The 17,067-nt window shown below is 59.1% G+C and carries 13 protein-coding genes; 11 read left to right on the top strand and 2 right to left on the bottom strand.

What is annotated here, in order from left to right:
* Positions 1–2 precede the first annotated feature (2 nt).
* The 4 genes from kdpB (at position 3) to RHM59_RS05955 (ending at position 6,253) form a co-directional block, all read left to right on the top strand.
* On the top strand, positions 3–2,084 hold the full coding sequence (gene kdpB / locus RHM59_RS05970; protein ID WP_322169608.1) for a potassium-transporting ATPase subunit KdpB: 2,082 nt from the start codon (positions 3–5) through the stop codon (positions 2,082–2,084).
* Between the two features lie 61 nt (positions 2,085–2,145).
* Complete coding sequence (gene kdpC, locus RHM59_RS05965) at positions 2,146–2,706, top strand: potassium-transporting ATPase subunit KdpC (RefSeq protein ID WP_322169611.1); 561 nt, start codon at positions 2,146–2,148, stop codon at positions 2,704–2,706.
* Positions 2,707–2,844: 138 nt separating this feature from the next.
* Positions 2,845–5,502 (top strand): sensor histidine kinase KdpD, encoded by a 2,658-nt coding sequence (locus RHM59_RS05960; protein ID WP_322286178.1) that lies wholly within the window; start codon positions 2,845–2,847, stop codon positions 5,500–5,502.
* 49 nt (positions 5,503–5,551) lie between these two features.
* Entirely contained in the window at positions 5,552–6,253 is a 702-nt protein-coding gene (locus RHM59_RS05955) for a response regulator (RefSeq protein WP_322169618.1), read from the top strand.
* A 499-nt stretch (positions 6,254–6,752) separates the two neighbouring features.
* Here the strand turns inward: RHM59_RS05955 and RHM59_RS05950 are convergent, their stop codons facing one another.
* Positions 6,753–7,094, bottom strand: coding sequence for an FKBP-type peptidyl-prolyl cis-trans isomerase (locus tag RHM59_RS05950; protein ID WP_322169621.1), 342 nt, complete (start codon positions 7,092–7,094; stop codon positions 6,753–6,755).
* A gap of 123 nt (positions 7,095–7,217) precedes the next feature.
* Between RHM59_RS05950 and RHM59_RS05945 the strand changes: the two genes are divergently transcribed.
* The 4 genes from RHM59_RS05945 (at position 7,218) to mnmH (ending at position 11,631) form a co-directional block, all read left to right on the top strand.
* Positions 7,218–8,408: a DUF2252 family protein gene (locus RHM59_RS05945; RefSeq protein ID WP_322286177.1), complete on the top strand. Its 1,191-nt coding sequence runs from the start codon at positions 7,218–7,220 to the stop codon at positions 8,406–8,408.
* A gap of 105 nt (positions 8,409–8,513) precedes the next feature.
* Positions 8,514–9,419, top strand: a complete 906-nt coding sequence (gene lhpI / locus RHM59_RS05940) for a bifunctional Delta(1)-pyrroline-2-carboxylate/Delta(1)-piperideine-2-carboxylate reductase (protein WP_322286176.1) — start codon at positions 8,514–8,516, stop codon at positions 9,417–9,419.
* Between the two features lie 71 nt (positions 9,420–9,490).
* Positions 9,491–10,525, top strand: a complete 1,035-nt coding sequence (gene selD, locus RHM59_RS05935) for a selenide, water dikinase SelD (RefSeq protein ID WP_322169629.1) — start codon at positions 9,491–9,493, stop codon at positions 10,523–10,525.
* Positions 10,525–11,631 carry a tRNA 2-selenouridine(34) synthase MnmH gene (gene mnmH / locus RHM59_RS05930; RefSeq protein ID WP_322286175.1) on the top strand — a complete coding sequence of 369 codons (1,107 nt, stop codon included), beginning with the start codon at positions 10,525–10,527 and terminating at the stop codon, positions 11,629–11,631. The genes selD and mnmH overlap by 1 nt, the downstream gene beginning before the upstream one ends.
* Positions 11,632–11,745: 114 nt before the next feature.
* On the opposite strand, the gene RHM59_RS05925 is transcribed toward mnmH, so the two are convergent.
* Complete coding sequence (locus RHM59_RS05925; protein ID WP_322286174.1) at positions 11,746–12,801, bottom strand: permease; 1,056 nt, start codon at positions 12,799–12,801, stop codon at positions 11,746–11,748.
* Between the two features lie 200 nt (positions 12,802–13,001).
* Here RHM59_RS05925 and RHM59_RS05920 point away from each other — a divergent pair, with 200 nt between their 5' ends.
* From RHM59_RS05920 to RHM59_RS05910, 3 genes are all read left to right on the top strand, one after another.
* The gene (locus RHM59_RS05920; RefSeq protein WP_322169638.1) at positions 13,002–14,498 is read left to right on the top strand and encodes a helix-turn-helix transcriptional regulator; all 1,497 of its coding nucleotides are present in this window, start codon (positions 13,002–13,004) and stop codon (positions 14,496–14,498) included.
* 152 nt (positions 14,499–14,650) lie between these two features.
* Positions 14,651–14,902, top strand: a complete 252-nt coding sequence (locus RHM59_RS05915) for a DUF1652 domain-containing protein (RefSeq protein ID WP_322169641.1) — start codon at positions 14,651–14,653, stop codon at positions 14,900–14,902.
* A gap of 84 nt (positions 14,903–14,986) precedes the next feature.
* Complete coding sequence (locus RHM59_RS05910; protein ID WP_322169643.1) at positions 14,987–16,798, top strand: ABC transporter ATP-binding protein; 1,812 nt, start codon at positions 14,987–14,989, stop codon at positions 16,796–16,798.
* Positions 16,799–17,067 lie beyond the last annotated feature (269 nt).

Below are 17,067 nucleotides of genomic sequence, written 5' to 3'. Positions count from 1 at the left end.
TGATGTCTATTTATAAAGATCATGTGCAGACCCCTACCGTAACCCCCGCTGCGCCGCACACTGCAGCGCAACCGGTCAAGACCGAGTTCTCGGCCCTCTGGCGCCCGGCCCTGATACAAGCGTTCGTCAAACTCGACCCCCGTCAGTTGCAACGAGCGCCGGTGATGTTGGTGGTTGAACTGACCGCCATCTTGACCAGCATTTTATGCATGGTTCCTGACCCGGCGGTGCCGACTTCGGTCGCGGTGCAGATTGCCCTCTGGCTGTGGTTTACCGTGTTGTTCGCCAATTTCGCCGAAGCGTTGGCCGAAGGGCGTGGCAAGGCCCGCGCTGACAGCCTTAAAGCCGGCAGCGAGGGGCTCAAGGCTCGGCGTCGCAACGACAGCGGCAGCTTTCAGGTCGTCAACGCCAGCAGCTTGCGTCGGGGCGATGTGGTCCGCGTTGAAGCCGGGGAAATGATTCCGGGCGATGGCGAGGTCGTCGAGGGTATTGCCGCCGTCAACGAAGCCGCGATTACCGGCGAATCGGCTCCGGTGATCCGTGAGTCAGGCGGCGACCGTTCAGCGGTCACCGGCAACACCCGTCTGGTCTCCGATTGGCTACTGGTTCGAATCACCGCCAACCCCGGTGAATCGACGCTGGACCGCATGATCGCGCTGGTGGAAGGCGCCAAACGGCAGAAAACCCCCAACGAAATCGCGCTGGATATTCTGCTGATTGGCTTGACTCTGATCTTCCTGTTGGTAGTCGTGACCCTGCAACCCTTCGCTCACTTCTCCGGTGGCAGCCTGCCATTGGTGTTTCTGGTGGCGCTATTGGTGACCTTGATCCCGACCACCATCGGTGGGCTGTTGTCGGCCATCGGTATCGCGGGTATGGACCGTTTGGTGCGACTCAACGTCATCGCTAAATCCGGCCGTGCTGTTGAGGCGGCGGGCGACGTGCACGTGTTGCTGCTGGACAAAACCGGCACCATCACCTTCGGCAACCGTCGTTGCACAGCCCTGTATGCCGCGCCGGGTGTCACAGCGCTGGAACTGGGCGAGGGTGCGCTACTGGCATCCTTGGCCGATGACACCGCGGAAGGTAAATCGATTGTTGAGTACCTGCGTGAACTGCACCCGATCACCGAGCCACCTGCGTCGGCCTTAACGCCGGTCGCTTTCAGTGCAGAGACTCGTTTATCCGGGGTCGATTACCAAGGCCGGGTGTACCGCAAGGGCGCTGTCGATTCGGTGCTGGCGTTCGTCGACATGACCCGCAGCGACTTGATGCCGGCATTGGCCCGGGAAGTCGACAAGATCGCCAAGACCGGTGGCACTCCGCTGCTGGTCTGCATGAACGGCAAGCTGTTGGGCGCTATCCACCTCAAAGATGTGGTTAAGCCTGGCATCCGTGAGCGGTTTGCCGAGCTGCGCAAGCTGGGGATTCGTACGGTGATGGTCACCGGTGATAACCCACTGACCGCCGCGGCCATTGCGGCGGAAGCGGGGGTCGATGATGTCTTGGCCGAAGCCACCCCAGAGAAAAAACTGGAACGGATTCGTCTGGAACAGAACGACGGTCGTTTGGTGGCAATGTGTGGCGACGGCGCCAACGATGCCCCGGCATTGGCTCAGGCCGACGTCGGGATGGCGATGAACGATGGTACTCAAGCGGCACGTGAAGCGGCGAACATGGTCGACCTCGACAGCGATCCGACCAAACTGTTGGACGTGGTGCAAATCGGCAAGGAATTGCTGGTGACCCGGGGCGCGTTGACCACCTTCTCCATCGCCAACGACGTGGCCAAGTATTTCGCGATCCTGCCCGCACTGTTTGCCACGATCTACCCGCAACTGGGGGTGCTGAACGTCATGCACCTGGCCAGCCCGCAGAGTGCGATTCTCTCGGCGATTGTCTTTAACGCCTTGATCATCGTGGTGTTGATTCCCTTGGCCCTGCGCGGGGTGCGGGTTCAGGCCGCCAGTGCCGCCGCGCTGCTGCGCCGTAATTTGTTGATCTACGGCCTGGGCGGGATTGTTGCGCCGTTCGTGGGCATCAAGTTGATCGACATGCTGTTGACCGGCCTGCACTTGGTCTAAGCGTGCCACTTTCGTCACGCTCCTTGGGGGCGTGACGTTTACCCTGATTGAGGATTCGATGATGTCGACTGTATTGCGTCCGGCCCTGAGCCTGATTGTGTTAATGACTCTGATCACTGGCGTGGCGTATCCGCTGGTCGTGACCGGTATCGCCCAAGTAGCATTCCCTGCCCAGGCCAATGGCAGCCTGGTGTATGACAAAGCTGGCAAAGTGCGCGGCTCTGAGTTGATCTCGCAAAGCTTTACCGGCGACGGCTGGTTCCACTCGCGGCCCTCGGCCGGGGCGTTTGCAACGGTATCGAGCAGCGCCAGCAACTTCTCACCGAGCAACCCGGCACTGGTTGCGCGGGTTACCGCAGATGTCGCCAAAGAAGCGGTACCCGGTCAAGGCGCGGTGCCGTTGTCGCTGTTGACCACCTCCGGCAGCGGCCTGGACCCGCACTTGCCGCCCGAAGCCGTGGCCTACCAAGTGGCCCGCGTCGCCAGCGCCCGCAACCTGCCGGTGACCACCGTGCAACGGCTGGTGAACGAAAACACCTACCGTCCGTTGATCGGTCCACCGGTGGTCAACGTGTTGACCTTGAATCAAACGCTGAATGAGTTACCGTCAGCGCAGCTTTGAGCAGATGCCGAAATCCTGTGGGACCGAATTCATTCGGGAATTGGCCGGCGCGGTTTATCTGAAGGACCGTGTTGATCCCTTCGCGAATGAATTCGCTCCGGCAGAGACCGAGTTTGCAGCACACATTGAGTACGAACCATGAGTGACACCCGCCGCGCCGATGCACTGTTAGCCGATCTGCCACGGGACGGCCGTGGGCGGCTCAAGGTGTTTTTGGGCGCCGCGCCGGGGGTCGGCAAGACCTACGCCATGCTCCAGGCAGCCCATGCCCAATTGCGTCAAGGCTCCCATGTACTGGCCGGCGTGGTAGAAACCCACGGCCGCGCTGAAACTGAAGCCCTGCTCAGCGGTGTGCCTCAGCAACCGTTATTACGCTCGGATTACCGTGGCGTGACGCTGGAGGAAATGGACCTCGACGGCCTGCTCATGGCCGCGCCGAACTTGGTGCTGGTCGATGAAATGGCTCACAGCAACGCGCCGGGCAGCCGACACACAAAACGCTGGCAGGACATTCAAGAATTGCTGGCGGCCGGAATCAACGTTTACACGACGGTCAATGTTCAACACCTGGAAAGCCTCAACGACCAAGTGCGTGGAATCACCGGGGTGCAGGTTCGAGAAACCTTGCCCGACTGGGTACTGCAAGAAGCCTATGAACTGGTGCTGATCGACCTGCCACCGCGTGAGCTGTTGGAGCGTTTGCGTGACGGCAAAGTTTATGTGCCCGAACAAGCCCGAGCGGCCATCGACGCATTCTTCACCCAAACCAACCTGACGGCGTTGCGTGAGTTGGCGATGCAAACGGCAGCGGCGCAGGTTGATGACGACCTCGCCCAAGGTTACCGCCAACTAGGCCAGGCGGCGCCCGCTGTTCGAGGTCGTTTATTGGTGGGGATCGATGGTGATGTTCAGGCCGAGCGACTGGTGCGACACGCCAGCCGGGTGGCTCAGCGTCGTCATCTGCCGTGGAGTCTGGTGCACGTCGATAACGGTCGGGCGGTGGATGAAGAGGCGCGGATGCGCCTGCAAAGTGCACAACAACTGGCCGAACGCTTAGGTGGCGAAGTGGTGCTGTTGCGGGCGGGAGAGGTGGCTAAAACCCTGATTCAACACGCCGCAGAGCGACGCGCCAGCTTGGTGCTGGTGGGGCAATCGCGTCCGCGTTTACGCAGGCGTCTGTTTGGTGGTGGGCTGGCAGCGCGGCTGCTGCGGGATGCCCACGGCCTGGAAATCAATGTCCTCGACAGCGAGGCGCAGCATCATCAGCCGCGTGCACGTTCGGCACGGGCTGTGGTCTGGTTTGACTACGGACTGGCGTTGATCGCGACGATTCTGGCCACCGCCTTGGCGTGGGCAGTGTCGAGTGTCTTGGCGCTGCCGAATATTTCTTTGGTGTTCCTCGCCGCTGTGTTGTTGGTGGCGGTGCGTAGCAGCCTTGGGCCTGCGCTGGCCTGTGCGGCGTTGTCTTTTCTGACTTACGATTTTCTGTTCATTCCACCTAAATTCTCCTTCAGCATCCAGCGCGAAGAAGACGTGCTGACGCTGCTGTTCTTTTTATTGATGGCTGCCTTGACCGGTAACCTTGCCGCCCGGCAACGCCAGCAACTCCGGGCCCTGCGCGATACTCAGGAGGAAACCAGCGAGTTGCTCGACCTGTCGCGCAAACTCACGGCGGCGACTGATCGGCAGGCGATGCTAAGCGCCGCTGAACAGCATTTCAGTGGCTGGAAAGAATTGAACATCTGCTTGCTGGATCGCGACGACCAAGGTGTCTGGAAAGTCGAAGTCGGCGGCGCGTTGCAGTTGTCCGAAGCCGAACGCGCGGCGGCCGATTGGGCGTGGCAACACGATCAGGCCGCAGGTTTGGGTACGGGCACTTTGCCGCTGGGGCATTGGTGGTGGTGGCCGTTGTCGATGGAAGAGGGCCCGTTGGCGTTGCTCGGCGTGTGTCCGCATGAAGGGCAGCCCTTTACCGATCAGCGTCGTCGGCTATTAACCGCACTCAGTCAACCCTTGGCCCAAGCATTGGCCCGAGCCCAGTTGGCCGAAGAGCTGGAAGCCGCCCGATTGCACGGTGAAACCGAGCAACTGCGCAGTGCGTTGTTGGCCTCGGTGTCCCACGATTTACGCACGCCGCTGACGGCCATGCGCGGCAGTATCGACAGCCTGTTGGCGTTGGGTGAAGCCATCCCATTGGAGGATCGTCGTGAACTGCTCGAAGGCACCCGTGACGAGGCGGAGCGTTTGGACCGTTATATTCAAAACCTGCTGGACATGACTCGGTTGGGTCACGGCGCCCTGAAGCTCGCGCGGGACTGGGTGTCGCCGGGGGATGTCGTCGGCAGCGCACTTAACCGCCTGCGTGCGGTGTTGGCGCCGTTACAGGTCAGCACTCAGGTGCCGTTGGAGTTGCCATTGCTGTACGTACACGCCGCGTTGATCGAGCAGGCTTTAGTCAATGTGCTTGAAAATGCTGCGCGGTTTTCTCCAGCGCAGGGACGCTTGCAGGTGGCTGCGGGGGTGACCGACAGCGAGCTATTCTTCTCGGTCAGTGACGAAGGCCCCGGTATCCCCGAAGCCGAGCGCGCGAAAATTTTTGATATGTTCTACACCGCCGCCCGTGGCGATCGCGGCGGGCAGGGCACAGGGTTGGGATTGGCTATTTGTCTGGGAATGGTCGGCGCCCATGGCGGGCACATCACCGTGGCCGACGGCATTGAAGGGCGCGGCACCTGTATCACCCTGTTCCTCCCGCTGCAAACCCAACCCGAAGCTGAATTGGAGCACACGCTCTGATCATGCAGTGCGTTACGCTCGCGGCTTCATTTGAGATGGCAAGACAACCATGAGTCAGACCTCGACCATTCTAGTGATCGATGACGAGCCGCAGATTCGAAAATTTCTGCGCATCAGCCTGGCCTCCCAAGGTTACAAGGTGCTGGAAGCGGGCACCGGCAGCGAAGGTTTGAGCCAAGCGGCGTTGAACAAACCTGACTTGCTGGTGCTCGACCTTGGTTTGCCTGACATGGACGGCCAACAGGTGCTGCGCGAATTTCGCGAGTGGTCGGCAGTCCCGGTGCTGGTGCTCTCGGTGCGCGCCAGTGAGGGCCAGAAAGTTCAGGCGCTGGACGGCGGCGCCAATGACTACGTGACCAAACCCTTCGGCATACAGGAGTTTCTCGCACGGGTCCGGGCGTTATTACGTCAAGCGCCTGCGGGCGAACAGCAAGAAGCCGCGTTGGTCTTCGGCCCGTTGACGGTGGATCTGGCATATCGGCGGGTGTTGTTAGACGGCGTTGAAGTCGGGCTGACGCGCAAGGAATACGCGGTGCTGGCGCAATTGGCGCGGCATCCGGGACGGGTGATTACCCAACAGCAGTTGCTCAAAGACATCTGGGGCCCGACCCACACTGAAGACAGCCATTACCTGCGGATTGTCGTCGGGCACCTGCGGCAGAAATTGGCCGATGACCCAACCAACCCACGGTTTATCGTGACCGAAGCCGGGGTGGGGTATCGGTTGTTGGAACGCGCCGTCGGTCTGTAGAGCCAACTTGCTGGCAAAGCGGCCTGCTTGACACACCACGTGATGTTCTTCGCCAAAACACTTTTTAATCTTTTAAAAACAATGGATTTTGAGTGTATATCCGGCCTTTGTGGTTGCTGAAATTATGGTTTCGCTTTTACAGCGAGTCACCTTTTTCAAACGTCGGAACGCCGAACCGCAAAAAGGTAACCCAAAACGCTTGCCCCACCATGCAGGCCTTCGCTTAGGCTCGGTCGTCCCTCACTCCGGCGTTGCTCCGGGGGTCGCCGTGAGCGGCCGTCCCTGGCCGCGCACGGCTTTCTCGGCATCCTTGCCTCGTTACCCCCTACGCAACGCCTGCGTTCGGCCGCATGGTTTCACGGGGCCTCTTTCCGCAATTCGGCATTCGATTCACAGGAGACGGATGGGCGGGCAGCCATCTGTAGCCAGCTTGTTGGCGAAGGTCCTTCGGCCCTTATCGCTGCCTTCGCAGCTCCTAAGGAGGTCTGTAACAATGCCTTCAATCATCCCGCGTCAGCACTTCCAACAGTTCGATCTCAAAGGTCAGGTCGGAGTTCGGTTTGATGTGCGCGCCCATGTGTCGTTCGCCGTACGCCAGGTGGGCGGGCACTGACAGCTTGCGCTTGCCGCCGACTTTCATGCCCATCAGTCCTTGATCCCAGCCTTTGATCACCCGTCCGGTGCCGATCACGCATTGGAAGGGTTTGCCGCGTTCGTGGGATGAATCGAATACCGTGCCGTCTTTTAGATACCCGGTGTACTGGGTGGTGATCAGTGCACCTTTGACCACCTCCTTGCCATCACCCAGCTGGATGTCGATGACCTCTAATTCAATGCTCATGGGGTGTTTTTGTCCTTCTGGAAAGCGTGATGAGGCCCTTATGGCACTTGTCGATAGCAAAATGAAACCAATGCTTGAACGTTTCAGTCTATTGAATTCAAGACCACTCAGAAAGAAGCCGCCATGAAACTACCGCGCCCCCAGGATCGGCTTGAGCTACTCGACAGCCGTCGTAATGAAAAAATGGCCCGCTCGGCCCATGCCTACGTGCGCGGCAATACGGTTCAGTTTTATGAATGGCTGCACAGCCAACGCGGAAGACGCTTGCCCCACGGGCCGAATGTGTGGATTTGTGGCGATTGTCACGTGGGTAATCTGGGGCCGACCGGGGATATCCACGGCCGTATAGACATCAATATTCGCGACCTGGACCAGACGGTGATTGGCAACCCGACCCATGACCTGGTCCGGTTGGCGTTGTCGCTGGCCATGGCCGCCCGTGGTTCGGACCTGCCGGGTGTGACTACCGCGCGCATGCTCAAAGAAATGATGCGCGGCTACGCACAGGCGTTCATCAAAGGGCCGGGCGAGGATCCGGAACGTCCAAGCCAAGTAAAAGGTGGCATGCGCACCGCCGTGCAGCGCACCTGGAAGCATTTGGCGCGTGAACGTATCGAAAACGAACGCCCGACGATTCCGCTGGGCAAAAGTTTTTGGCCATTGTCCCGCGCTGAAAAAGCCGAAATAAAACTGCTATGCGCCACACCCGACATTCATAAATTAGTGACGTCCCTTAAAGGCCGACCTAATGATGCAAGTGTCGAGTTGCTCGATTCGGCGTATTGGGTCAAGGGCTGCAGCTCCTTGGGGTTAATGCGCTATGCGGTACTCCTCGGGGTTGGCGGTGACGAGGAGCAGGATTACTGCCTGATTGATGTCAAAGAAGCCATCGCTGCCGCAGCGCCCCGGGCCCCCCGCGCTCATATGCCACGGGACAATGCCCGCCGGGTCGTCGAAGGGGCGCGTCAGTTGTCTCCGGCCTTGGGCGAGCGGATGCTGGCAACCCGTTTTCTCGACCACGGTGTGTTCATTCGCGAACTGCTGCCGCAAGACATGAAGCTGGAGCTGGACACGCTGAATGAAACCGACGCCATGCGTGCGGCGGGTTATCTGGCGCGAATAGTCGGTATCGCCCATGCCCGGCAGATGGACGATGACCTGCGCAAAAGCTGGCTGGCTGATTTGCAGCTCAACCGCTCCAAGAACCTGGATGCGCCGTCATGGCTGTGGACCAGCGTGGTGCAGTTGGTGGGCAGCCATGAGGAGGGCTATCTCGAACATTGCCGTCGCTACGCGCTGGAAACCGGGCGCTAACCACTGGTGTTATTCAAACTCCAGCAATCGATTGACGGCATACAGGGGCAGGCGTAAAAAAGCCCCTGCTAACGGCCCAGGGTGCAGTCAAGGTGCAGTCACGACATGAAAGTATTCAACGAAACTGAAACAGCCGCACTTTTGCCCATCCGTGAATTGATCGCGGCATTACGCGTTGCCGCGCAGCAAGTCGTCGATGGCGACATTGTGAGTCCCGAACGCTTGGTGGTGGCGCTCAAAGACGGCGGCGTGATGCTGTCGATGCCTGCCACGTCGGATGACATCGCCATTCATAAGCTGGTGAACGTCAATCCCCGCAACCGCAACGAAGGGCTGCCAACGATTCACGGGCAAGTGGTTGCCTGTGATGCGTTGAGCGGTGTCATGTTGTTCCAAGTGGATGGCCCGACCGTCACCGGCAGAAGAACCGCCGCTGTGACCCTGCTCGGCATCAGTTGCCTGTTGCCACAGGCGCCGCGTTCGGTGCTGATCATTGGCGGCGGCACGCAAGCGGGCAACCACGTGCAAGCAATTGCCGAGGTCTACCCCTACGCGGTGATTCGGGTGCGTGGCAGTTCGGTGCAGAGTGCCCAGGCGTTCGTTGAACGGTTCAAAGCCAGCGCGCCCAACTTGGTCGTTGAAGACCCCGCCCATCCATCGGACACAGAGGTGGTCATCACGGTGACTACCAGTAAAACCCCGGTTCACTTCGAGCCGGCCCGCCCCGATTGTTTGGTCATCGGCGTCGGCGCGTTCACCCCGGACGCGGCCGAAATCTGCGCTGACGTGATCAACGCCAGCACGGTTTATGTGGATGACCCTTTGGGCGCCACCCACGAAGCGGGTGACTTGATCTTGGCCAACATCGAATGGGCGCGGGTGAAATCCTTGGCCTCTGCATTGATCAACAAGCCTGACTTCTCCCGGCCCATTGTCTTCAAAACCGTGGGCACCGGGGCCTGGGATCTGGCGGCCTGCCGAGTGATCAAAGCCAATCTCGAAAAGCGCTGACCGGCGCCAAGTCGGCACTCGTCTCGGCCCGCTCTGGTAGTATCGGCGCATTTGAAATTCAGAGGTGCACCATGAGCGAGCCGATCCGCCTTACCCAATACAGTCATGGCGCCGGTTGTGGCTGCAAAATCTCTCCCGAAGTATTGGAAGTGATCCTTGCCGGCAGCGGCGCGCAGAACCTCGATCCAAAGCTCTGGGTTGGCAATGCCTCGCGTGACGATGCGGCGGTGTATGCCATCGACGAAGAGCGCGGCGTGGTCTCGACCACCGATTTTTTCATGCCCATCGTCGATGACCCGTTCGATTTCGGTCGCATCGCGGCTACCAACGCCATCAGCGACATTTATGCGATGGGCGGCGATCCGATCATGGCGATTGCCATCCTGGGTTGGCCGGTCAACCTGCTGGCGCCGGAAGTGGCCCGTGAAGTGATTCGCGGCGGCCGAGCCGTGTGTGATGCGGCAGGTATTGCGCTGGCGGGCGGGCATTCGATTGATGCGCCTGAGCCAATTTTCGGTCTGGCGGTCACCGGCTTGGTGGAAAAGCGCTTCATGAAGCGTAACGACACCGCCACCGAAGGCTGCAAGCTGTACCTGACCAAGCCGCTGGGCATTGGCATCCTTACCACTGCCGAAAAGAAAGGCTTGCTGAGGGCCGAGGACCAAGGCGTCGCCCGGGACTTGATGTGTACGCTGAACAAGCCCGGCAGTCGTTTCGCCCGGCTTGAAGGGGTCAAGGCCATGACCGATGTCACCGGGTTTGGTCTGCTAGGGCATCTGGTTGAAATGGCCGACGGCGCCAAGCTGACCGCGCGTATCGATTTCGCGGCCGTGCCGCGTTTGCCCAGTGTTGAGTTCTACCTGGAGAAAAACTGCGTGCCCGGTGGCACACACCGTAATTTCGACAGCTACAGCGCTCGCCTCACGCCGCTGGCCCCGATGCAAAAACTCCTGCTGTGTGACCCACAAACCAGCGGTGGGTTATTAGTGGCCGTCGAGCCTGCGGGACAGGAAGCGTTCTTGGCTATGGCTGAAGAGCTGGGCCTGAATTTGTCGGTGATTGGCGAATTCATCGGCCGACAGAGCCACGCGGTAGAGGTGTTCTGATGCGGGACAACAGCGCCGACTACCGCCACATCTTTCTTAACGACATCCCGCTGATGGACGTCCGCGCCCCGGTCGAATTCGACAAGGGCGCTTTTCCGTTGGCGCGCAATCTGCCGCTAATGAACGATCTAGAGCGGGAGAAGGTTGGCACCTGTTACAAGCAACAAGGCCAACAGGCGGCCATCGAGCTGGGCCATCAATTGGTCTCTGGCCAGACTAAACAAGACCGGATCGACGCGTGGGCCGCGTTCGTCCGCTCTCAGCCGCAGGGTTTTTTGTATTGCTTCCGAGGCGGACTGCGCTCGCAACTGACCCAACAATGGCTCAAAAACGAGGCCGGGATTGAATACCCACGGGTGCTCAACGGTTACAAGGCCCTGCGGACGTACCTGATGGAGGTCACTGAAAGCGCGGTGTTGGAGTGCGATTTCATATTGGTGGGCGGGCTGACCGGGTCGGGCAAGACGGAGGTGCTGACCAAACTGAGCAACGCCCTGGACCTGGAGGGCCACGCGAACCATCGTGGATCCAGCTTTGGCAAGCATGCGACCGGGCAACCGGCGCAAATCAGCTTTGAAAACGCGTTGTCTATCGACATCCTCAAGAAGCGCGCCGCGGGCGTGAAGCAATTCGTGATCGAAGACGAAGGCCGTGCTGTAGGCAGTCGCGCGGTTCCGTTGACCTTGTTTCAGGGCATGCAGCACTACCCGCTGGTATGGCTTGAAGAGCCGTTTGAGAACCGGGTCGAACGGATTTTGAAAGACTACGTGGTCGACCTGTGCGCCGAGTTTATTGGGGTGCATGGGCTTGAGCAGGGTTTTGGTATGTTTGCCGCACAACTGCGCCAGAGCCTCGCCAGCATCGTCAAACGCTTGGGCGGCGAACGCTATCAGCGTCTCTCAGCGGTGATGGACAGCGCGCTGGCCGAGCAGGAAAAATCCGGTGCGGTGGACCTGCATCGCGAGTGGATAAGCGGGATGTTGGGCGAGTATTACGACCCCATGTACGCCTACCAACGCGACAGCAAAGGGCCGCGCATCGAGTTTTCCGGCGAACATGCGGCGGTGATTGAGTATTTGAAAGACCGTCAGCATCGGCAGGGCTGAGGCAGCGTGTAGGCGGGCGCCTGTCTGCAGAGCCAACTTGTTGGCGAAGGGCGTGGCGCGGTGTATCAGGCCCGCCGCCTTGCCAACATGTTGGTCCCTACACAGGTTTTGATCTTACAAAACCGCCACGCCCACCAACCCGCTGATAACCCCGACTAACATCGTTAATACACCCACGGTCACCAGCACCTTGGTGTCGAACGACTTACGCAGCATCAGCAACGACGGCAAGCTCACGCTCGGCAAGGTCATCAGCAGCGCGACGGCGGGGCCGGTGCCCAGGCCCAACGACAGCATGGTTTGCACGATTGGAATCTCGGCAGCGGTCGGAATCACGAACAGCGTACCCACCACCGCCAGCGCCGCGATCCAAATCAGGCTGTTGCCCATGGACGGGTCGACGTGGGGAAACAGCCAAACCCGGGCTGCGCCCAAAACCAGCACCGCTACAACGTAAACCGGAATCGTGCTCCAAAACAGCTGCCACAGGGTCTGGCCCCAGCGAGTGAAAAAATTGCTCCGGTCAGTCGAGCTTGCGTCGGCAACGGCTTCCAGCGCCTGTTCAGGCACTTGCTCCGGGCTGGCGATATGTTGAGCGATCAACGAAACACCCATCACCAATATCACCCCGGCTACCAAGCGCAGCGCGGTGAATTCCCAACCCAGCACAAACCCCATGAACACCAGTGTCGCAGGGTTCAATACCGGGTTAGCGATCCAGAACGCCAGCGCCGCGCCGACCGAGACCTGTTGCCGGCGCATGCCCGCAGCCACTGGAGCGGCGCAGCAACTGCACATCATTCCCGGCAATGCGAACAACCCACCGCGCAACGTCGAACCAAAACCGGCGCGACCGAACACGTTCAACAGCCAGTCACGCGGGATCAACACCTGCAGCAGCGAACCGAGAATCACCGCCAGAACAGCGGCTTTCCAAATGGCCAGAAAATACACTTGGGCATAGGCCAGTGCGGCGCTGAAAGGGCTGTCTTGTGGGGCGCCGAGGATTGAGGCGCCAATGCTGTGATTGTCGGCAGCGATGAACGACTTGAGGTAGTAGGGCGACCACTTGACGTAGTAGAGGCCGATGACCGCCACCAACAAAAACAAAAGAGGCTTCCACCAGAACGACAAGCCCCGTGGTTGGGCGACGGTAGGCATTGTGGACATGAGCAGTTTCCGGGGAGTTGGGGGAATTGGCGCATGATAACCCAGCTTGTCTCGAACTTGAGCTTTAGCACAGGCGATCAGTTTTGCCGTTGTTCATTAAAGAGGGTAACGCTGCGGTCTGCACAACAGCGGCACGATGACATTCACTCGCTGTCGTAATCCCAAGGCGCACCCTGTGGCGCTGCATTTTGGGTGAAGCGATGAGCCAGGACGTATTTGCCACCGACACCAACAGACTCCAGTTGCAGCAGATTATTTCAGGTCTGTCGGACGGTGTGATTCTGATTGACGTAGACCAAACCATCGCGTGGGCTAACGAAGCCGCATTAACTATGCATGGGGTCAGTAAAGTCAGTGAATTAGGCGAAAACGCGAAGGCATATGCCGAGCGATTCACGCTGCGTTATCGCAACAATCACCCGTTGTCTGAGGAAAGCTACCCCATTAGCCGAGCGGCGGCCGGGGAGGCGTTCAGTGATGTGGTGGTTGAAGTCAGGTCGGCCAATGATGAAGCACGAAGCTGGGTCCACCGCGTTCGCAGCATGACGCTCACCGATCTTTCGGGCGAACCGGAGTCGTTGGTGCTTATTCTGGCCGATGCCACTGAGTGGGCCAGTGCTGAGCAGCGCTTTGAAAAGACGTTTAGTGCCAACCCGGCACCGGCCGTGATTTGCCGGCTGAGCGATTTGCGCTACATCAAAGTGAATGCAGGCTTTCTGGAAATGACCGGCTATGCAAGGGAGCAGGTTATTGGCCGTTCGGTCTATGAAGTAGACGTGCTGGAGGGCGCCGATAACAAGGAGTTGGCGATTAAGCGACTGGGTGAAGGCGTGACCGTCCCACAGATGCACGCGGAGCTTAAACTTCCTGAGGGCGGCAGCAAGTTGGTGATCGTTGCGGGTCAGCCGCTCAGTATCAACGACGAAGATTGCATGCTGTTCTCCTTTGTTGATCTAGAACGGCGTCGCAAAGCCGAGGTTGCGTTGCGCCAGAGTGAAGAGCGTTTTGCCAAAACCTTCCGCTTGAATCCAGTGCCAACGCTGATGTGCAGCGCACAGAGCCAGCAGGTAGTAGACGTCAATGAGGCGTTCTTCAAGGTGACCGGATTTACCGCTGAAGAAGTGCTCGGCAAGACTGCGGCTGAAATCGGCTTTATCGATGGCACCGGCGTCTGCAATCAGTTATTCGCCACGCTGGAGAAGGCCGGCAGGGTTGAGGAGCTGGACCTTAAAATCCGCAAAAAAGATGATGAGCTTATCGACTGTGTAGTGTCGGCGGACACGCTCAATATTCAGGATGCTCCCTGCTATCTGCTGGTATTGATGAACATCACTGAGCGCAAGCGATCCGAGCTGGAATTGATTGCGGCCATTGAAGAAGTGATGCGCGACGCGTCTTGGTTCAGTCAAACCTTGATCGAAAAACTGGCCAACGTAAAAAACGCGAAGGCGCTTAATCGGCCCAATGCCTCTTTTACCGAGCTGACGGCCCGGGAGCGTGACGTACTGGGGTTGATTTGCGAAGGGCTGGCAGACAAGGAAATCGCCGCGCGACTGAAGCTTGCGCCCAATACGGTGCGCAATCATGTGGCGACGGTATATTCAAAGCTTGATGTTCATAGCCGCAGCGAAGCCATCGTCTGGGCCCGAGAGCGTGGACTATTCAGCGGTGAACGTAGACCCAACGGTAACGCATAAGGTGCAAATGCACTAAATCATCCAGTGCAAATTCGGGTTTTGTCTGCGGGCGCCATTTCTTATTCTCTGGCCCATAGCAACACGACGATTGCATGCATGGATGCCATTCCACTTGCGAGTCCCTAAACCTCCTTTCAAGAGGAGCACGCCCCGTGTTTGCTCTGTCCTATTTGCGCCGCTGCCTGGAAAAAAGCTTTATGCCCTTGGCTTGTGAATGCACGCTGGGTGCCGATGCATCCCTTACCGTTAAGATTTTTGACCGCAAGACCGGGCGGGTCGATCTGGTCGTGACCGGGATTGTCATGGAGAAGCTCAAAAACGCAGACGCCATTGCCCGGATGATCGAGGAACTGCACGACGAGATGCAGAGCAACACATTCAGGAGGGTTCAGGTGAGCGATTAGACGGATCGGCTCTGTGTTGCGCGACTGGATGTCCCCGCGCAATGACGACACAATGCTCCACGTCTTCCCGGAGCTCTATGCCACATGCCAGTTGTTAGCCGCTTCGCCTCATTTTTCGACCAAGCGAAGCGTGCCTTGGATCTGGTCTGGAGCACCTCACGCGGGCTGTTTATCGGTCTAGTCGTGGCAACCCTGGTCGCCGGGATATTACCCGCCTTGGCAGCATGGCTCGGGCAGCGGATCGTCGATGCGGTGGTTGCGGCCATGCAGTTGCACGCGAGCCAAGGCAGCGCGCCGCTCTGGCCGGTGTTACGTTACGTGTTGTTCGAAGCAGGGGTGTTGGCGATATTGGCGGGTGCGCAACGGAGTCTTTCCGTTCAACAGTCGTTGCTGCGGGTGCAGTTGGGGCAGAAGGTTAACACCCTGATCCTGGAAAAGGCCCAAACCCTTTCGCTGGTGCAGTTCGAGAATTCCGAGTTTTACGACAAATTGGTCCGCGTGCGCCGTGAAGCCTCCACTCGGCCACTGGCCTTGGTCACCAAATCCCTGGGCTTGATTCAAAATCTCATTTCGCTGATCAGCTTCGCCGTGCTGCTGGTGCATTTCTCACCGTGGGCGCTGGCGATATTGATTCTCGGCGCATTGCCCGTGTTCTTCGCCGAGGCGCATTTCTCCGGCGATGCCTTCCGTTTGTTTAGCCGCCGCGCCCCGGAAACCCGCCACCAAAACTATATTGAAACCTTGCTCTCCCACGAGACCTACATCAAGGAGGTCAAGTTGTTCGGCTTTGCGCCGCTCCTGCTGCAGCGTTATCGAGATACCTTCACCAAGCTCTACAGCGAAGACCGTCGAATGACCCTGCGCCGCGATGGTTGGGGCTTTCTCCTCGGTTTGCTGGGCACCAGCGCGTTTTATCTAGCCTACGCCTGGGTCGTGATTGATACGGTGGACGGTTTGATCAGTCTCGGGCAAATGACCATGTACCTGGTGTTGTTCAAACAAGGGCAAAGTGCAGTGAGCAGCAGCCTCAGTGCCATCAGCGGTTTATACGAAGACGGGCTTTACCTGTCCAATCTCTATGAGTACTTGGCGCAACCGGTGATCGTAGAAGCCGGCGGTCTTACTCAGGGCTTATTGCCGGGCGACGGGCTGCGTTGCGAAGGTGTGGGCTTCACTTATCCAGACGCCCAACTCGCTACCCTGGAGAACATTGACCTGCATTTGCGGCCGGGCCTCAGCGTGGCGCTGGTGGGAGAAAACGGCTCGGGCAAAACCACCTTGATCAAGCTGTTAACACGCCTTTATCGCCCCGACCAAGGCCGCATCCTGCTCGATGGCAGCGACCTTAACGACTGGAGCGAGGACGCATTACGCCGGCGCATCGGGGTAATATTCCAAGATTACATTCGCTATCAACTGACCGTCGGCGAAAACCTTGGGGTCGGCGACATTGACGCGTTTGGCGATGAGGCCCGCTGGCGCGAAGCCGCGACCCAAGGCATGGCCGCGCAATTCATCGACGCGCTGGACGGTGGCTTTGGCACTCAGCTCGGCCGCTGGTTTGCCGGAGGTCAAGAGTTGTCGGGCGGTCAGTGGCAGAAAATAGCCCTGTCCCGGGCGTACATGCGCCGCAACGCTGACATCCTAATCCTCGACGAACCCACTGCAGCCCTCGACGCCGCTGCCGAAGCAGCGGTGTTTGAGCACTTTCGAGAACATGCAAAAGGCCGGATGACGCTGTTGATTTCGCATCGGTTCTCCAGCGTGCGCAACGCGGATCAGATCGTCGTGCTGGATCAGGGCAGAGTGCTTGAACGCGGCGACCACGCCAGCCTGGTGGCGGCGGGCGGTCGCTACGCGCAGTTGTTTGACTTACAGGCGCGGGGGTATCGGTAGGCGATGCCGCAACAGCTCTGCGCTTCATCGGCGCACAAAGCTCATGCGTGGGAGCAGGCTTGCCTGCGAAGAGGCCCGTAATCGCGCCGCTGATGTTGACCTGAAACCTGGGTCGTCTGCCTTGACGCTTTCGTTGGCAAGCCCACAGAGATTTTGGCCAGGCACTGAACATCTGATCGCAGCCTTCGGCAGATCCTACAGAAGTCTGTGCATCGCCAAAACCGTGGGACCGAATTCATTCGGGAAGCATCCTAACTGACACCCCACAA

The organism is Pseudomonas sp. MH10, from assembly GCF_034353045.1.
In the GTDB taxonomy this organism is placed as follows: Bacteria; Pseudomonadota; Gammaproteobacteria; order Pseudomonadales; family Pseudomonadaceae; genus Aquipseudomonas.
The sequence above is the reverse complement of the archived record's forward strand: the minus strand, read 5'-3'. Positions and strand labels throughout refer to the sequence as shown.

What these genes read in the sequence shown, in the direction of transcription:
- kdpB (WP_322169608.1), top strand. Translation starts at nt 3, where the DNA reads ATGTCTATTTATAAAGATCATGTGCAGACCCCTACCGTAACCCCCGCT.
- kdpC (WP_322169611.1), top strand. Translation starts at nt 2,146, where the DNA reads ATGTCGACTGTATTGCGTCCGGCCCTGAGCCTGATTGTGTTAATGACT.
- RHM59_RS05960 (WP_322286178.1), top strand. Translation starts at nt 2,845, where the DNA reads ATGAGTGACACCCGCCGCGCCGATGCACTGTTAGCCGATCTGCCACGG.
- RHM59_RS05955 (WP_322169618.1), top strand. Translation starts at nt 5,552, where the DNA reads ATGAGTCAGACCTCGACCATTCTAGTGATCGATGACGAGCCGCAGATT.
- RHM59_RS05950 (WP_322169621.1), bottom strand. Translation starts at nt 7,094, where the DNA reads ATGAGCATTGAATTAGAGGTCATCGACATCCAGCTGGGTGATGGCAAG.
- RHM59_RS05945 (WP_322286177.1), top strand. Translation starts at nt 7,218, where the DNA reads ATGAAACTACCGCGCCCCCAGGATCGGCTTGAGCTACTCGACAGCCGT.
- lhpI (WP_322286176.1), top strand. Translation starts at nt 8,514, where the DNA reads ATGAAAGTATTCAACGAAACTGAAACAGCCGCACTTTTGCCCATCCGT.
- selD (WP_322169629.1), top strand. Translation starts at nt 9,491, where the DNA reads ATGAGCGAGCCGATCCGCCTTACCCAATACAGTCATGGCGCCGGTTGT.
- mnmH (WP_322286175.1), top strand. Translation starts at nt 10,525, where the DNA reads ATGCGGGACAACAGCGCCGACTACCGCCACATCTTTCTTAACGACATC.
- RHM59_RS05925 (WP_322286174.1), bottom strand. Translation starts at nt 12,801, where the DNA reads ATGTCCACAATGCCTACCGTCGCCCAACCACGGGGCTTGTCGTTCTGG.
- RHM59_RS05920 (WP_322169638.1), top strand. Translation starts at nt 13,002, where the DNA reads ATGAGCCAGGACGTATTTGCCACCGACACCAACAGACTCCAGTTGCAG.
- RHM59_RS05910 (WP_322169643.1), top strand. Translation starts at nt 14,987, where the DNA reads ATGCCAGTTGTTAGCCGCTTCGCCTCATTTTTCGACCAAGCGAAGCGT.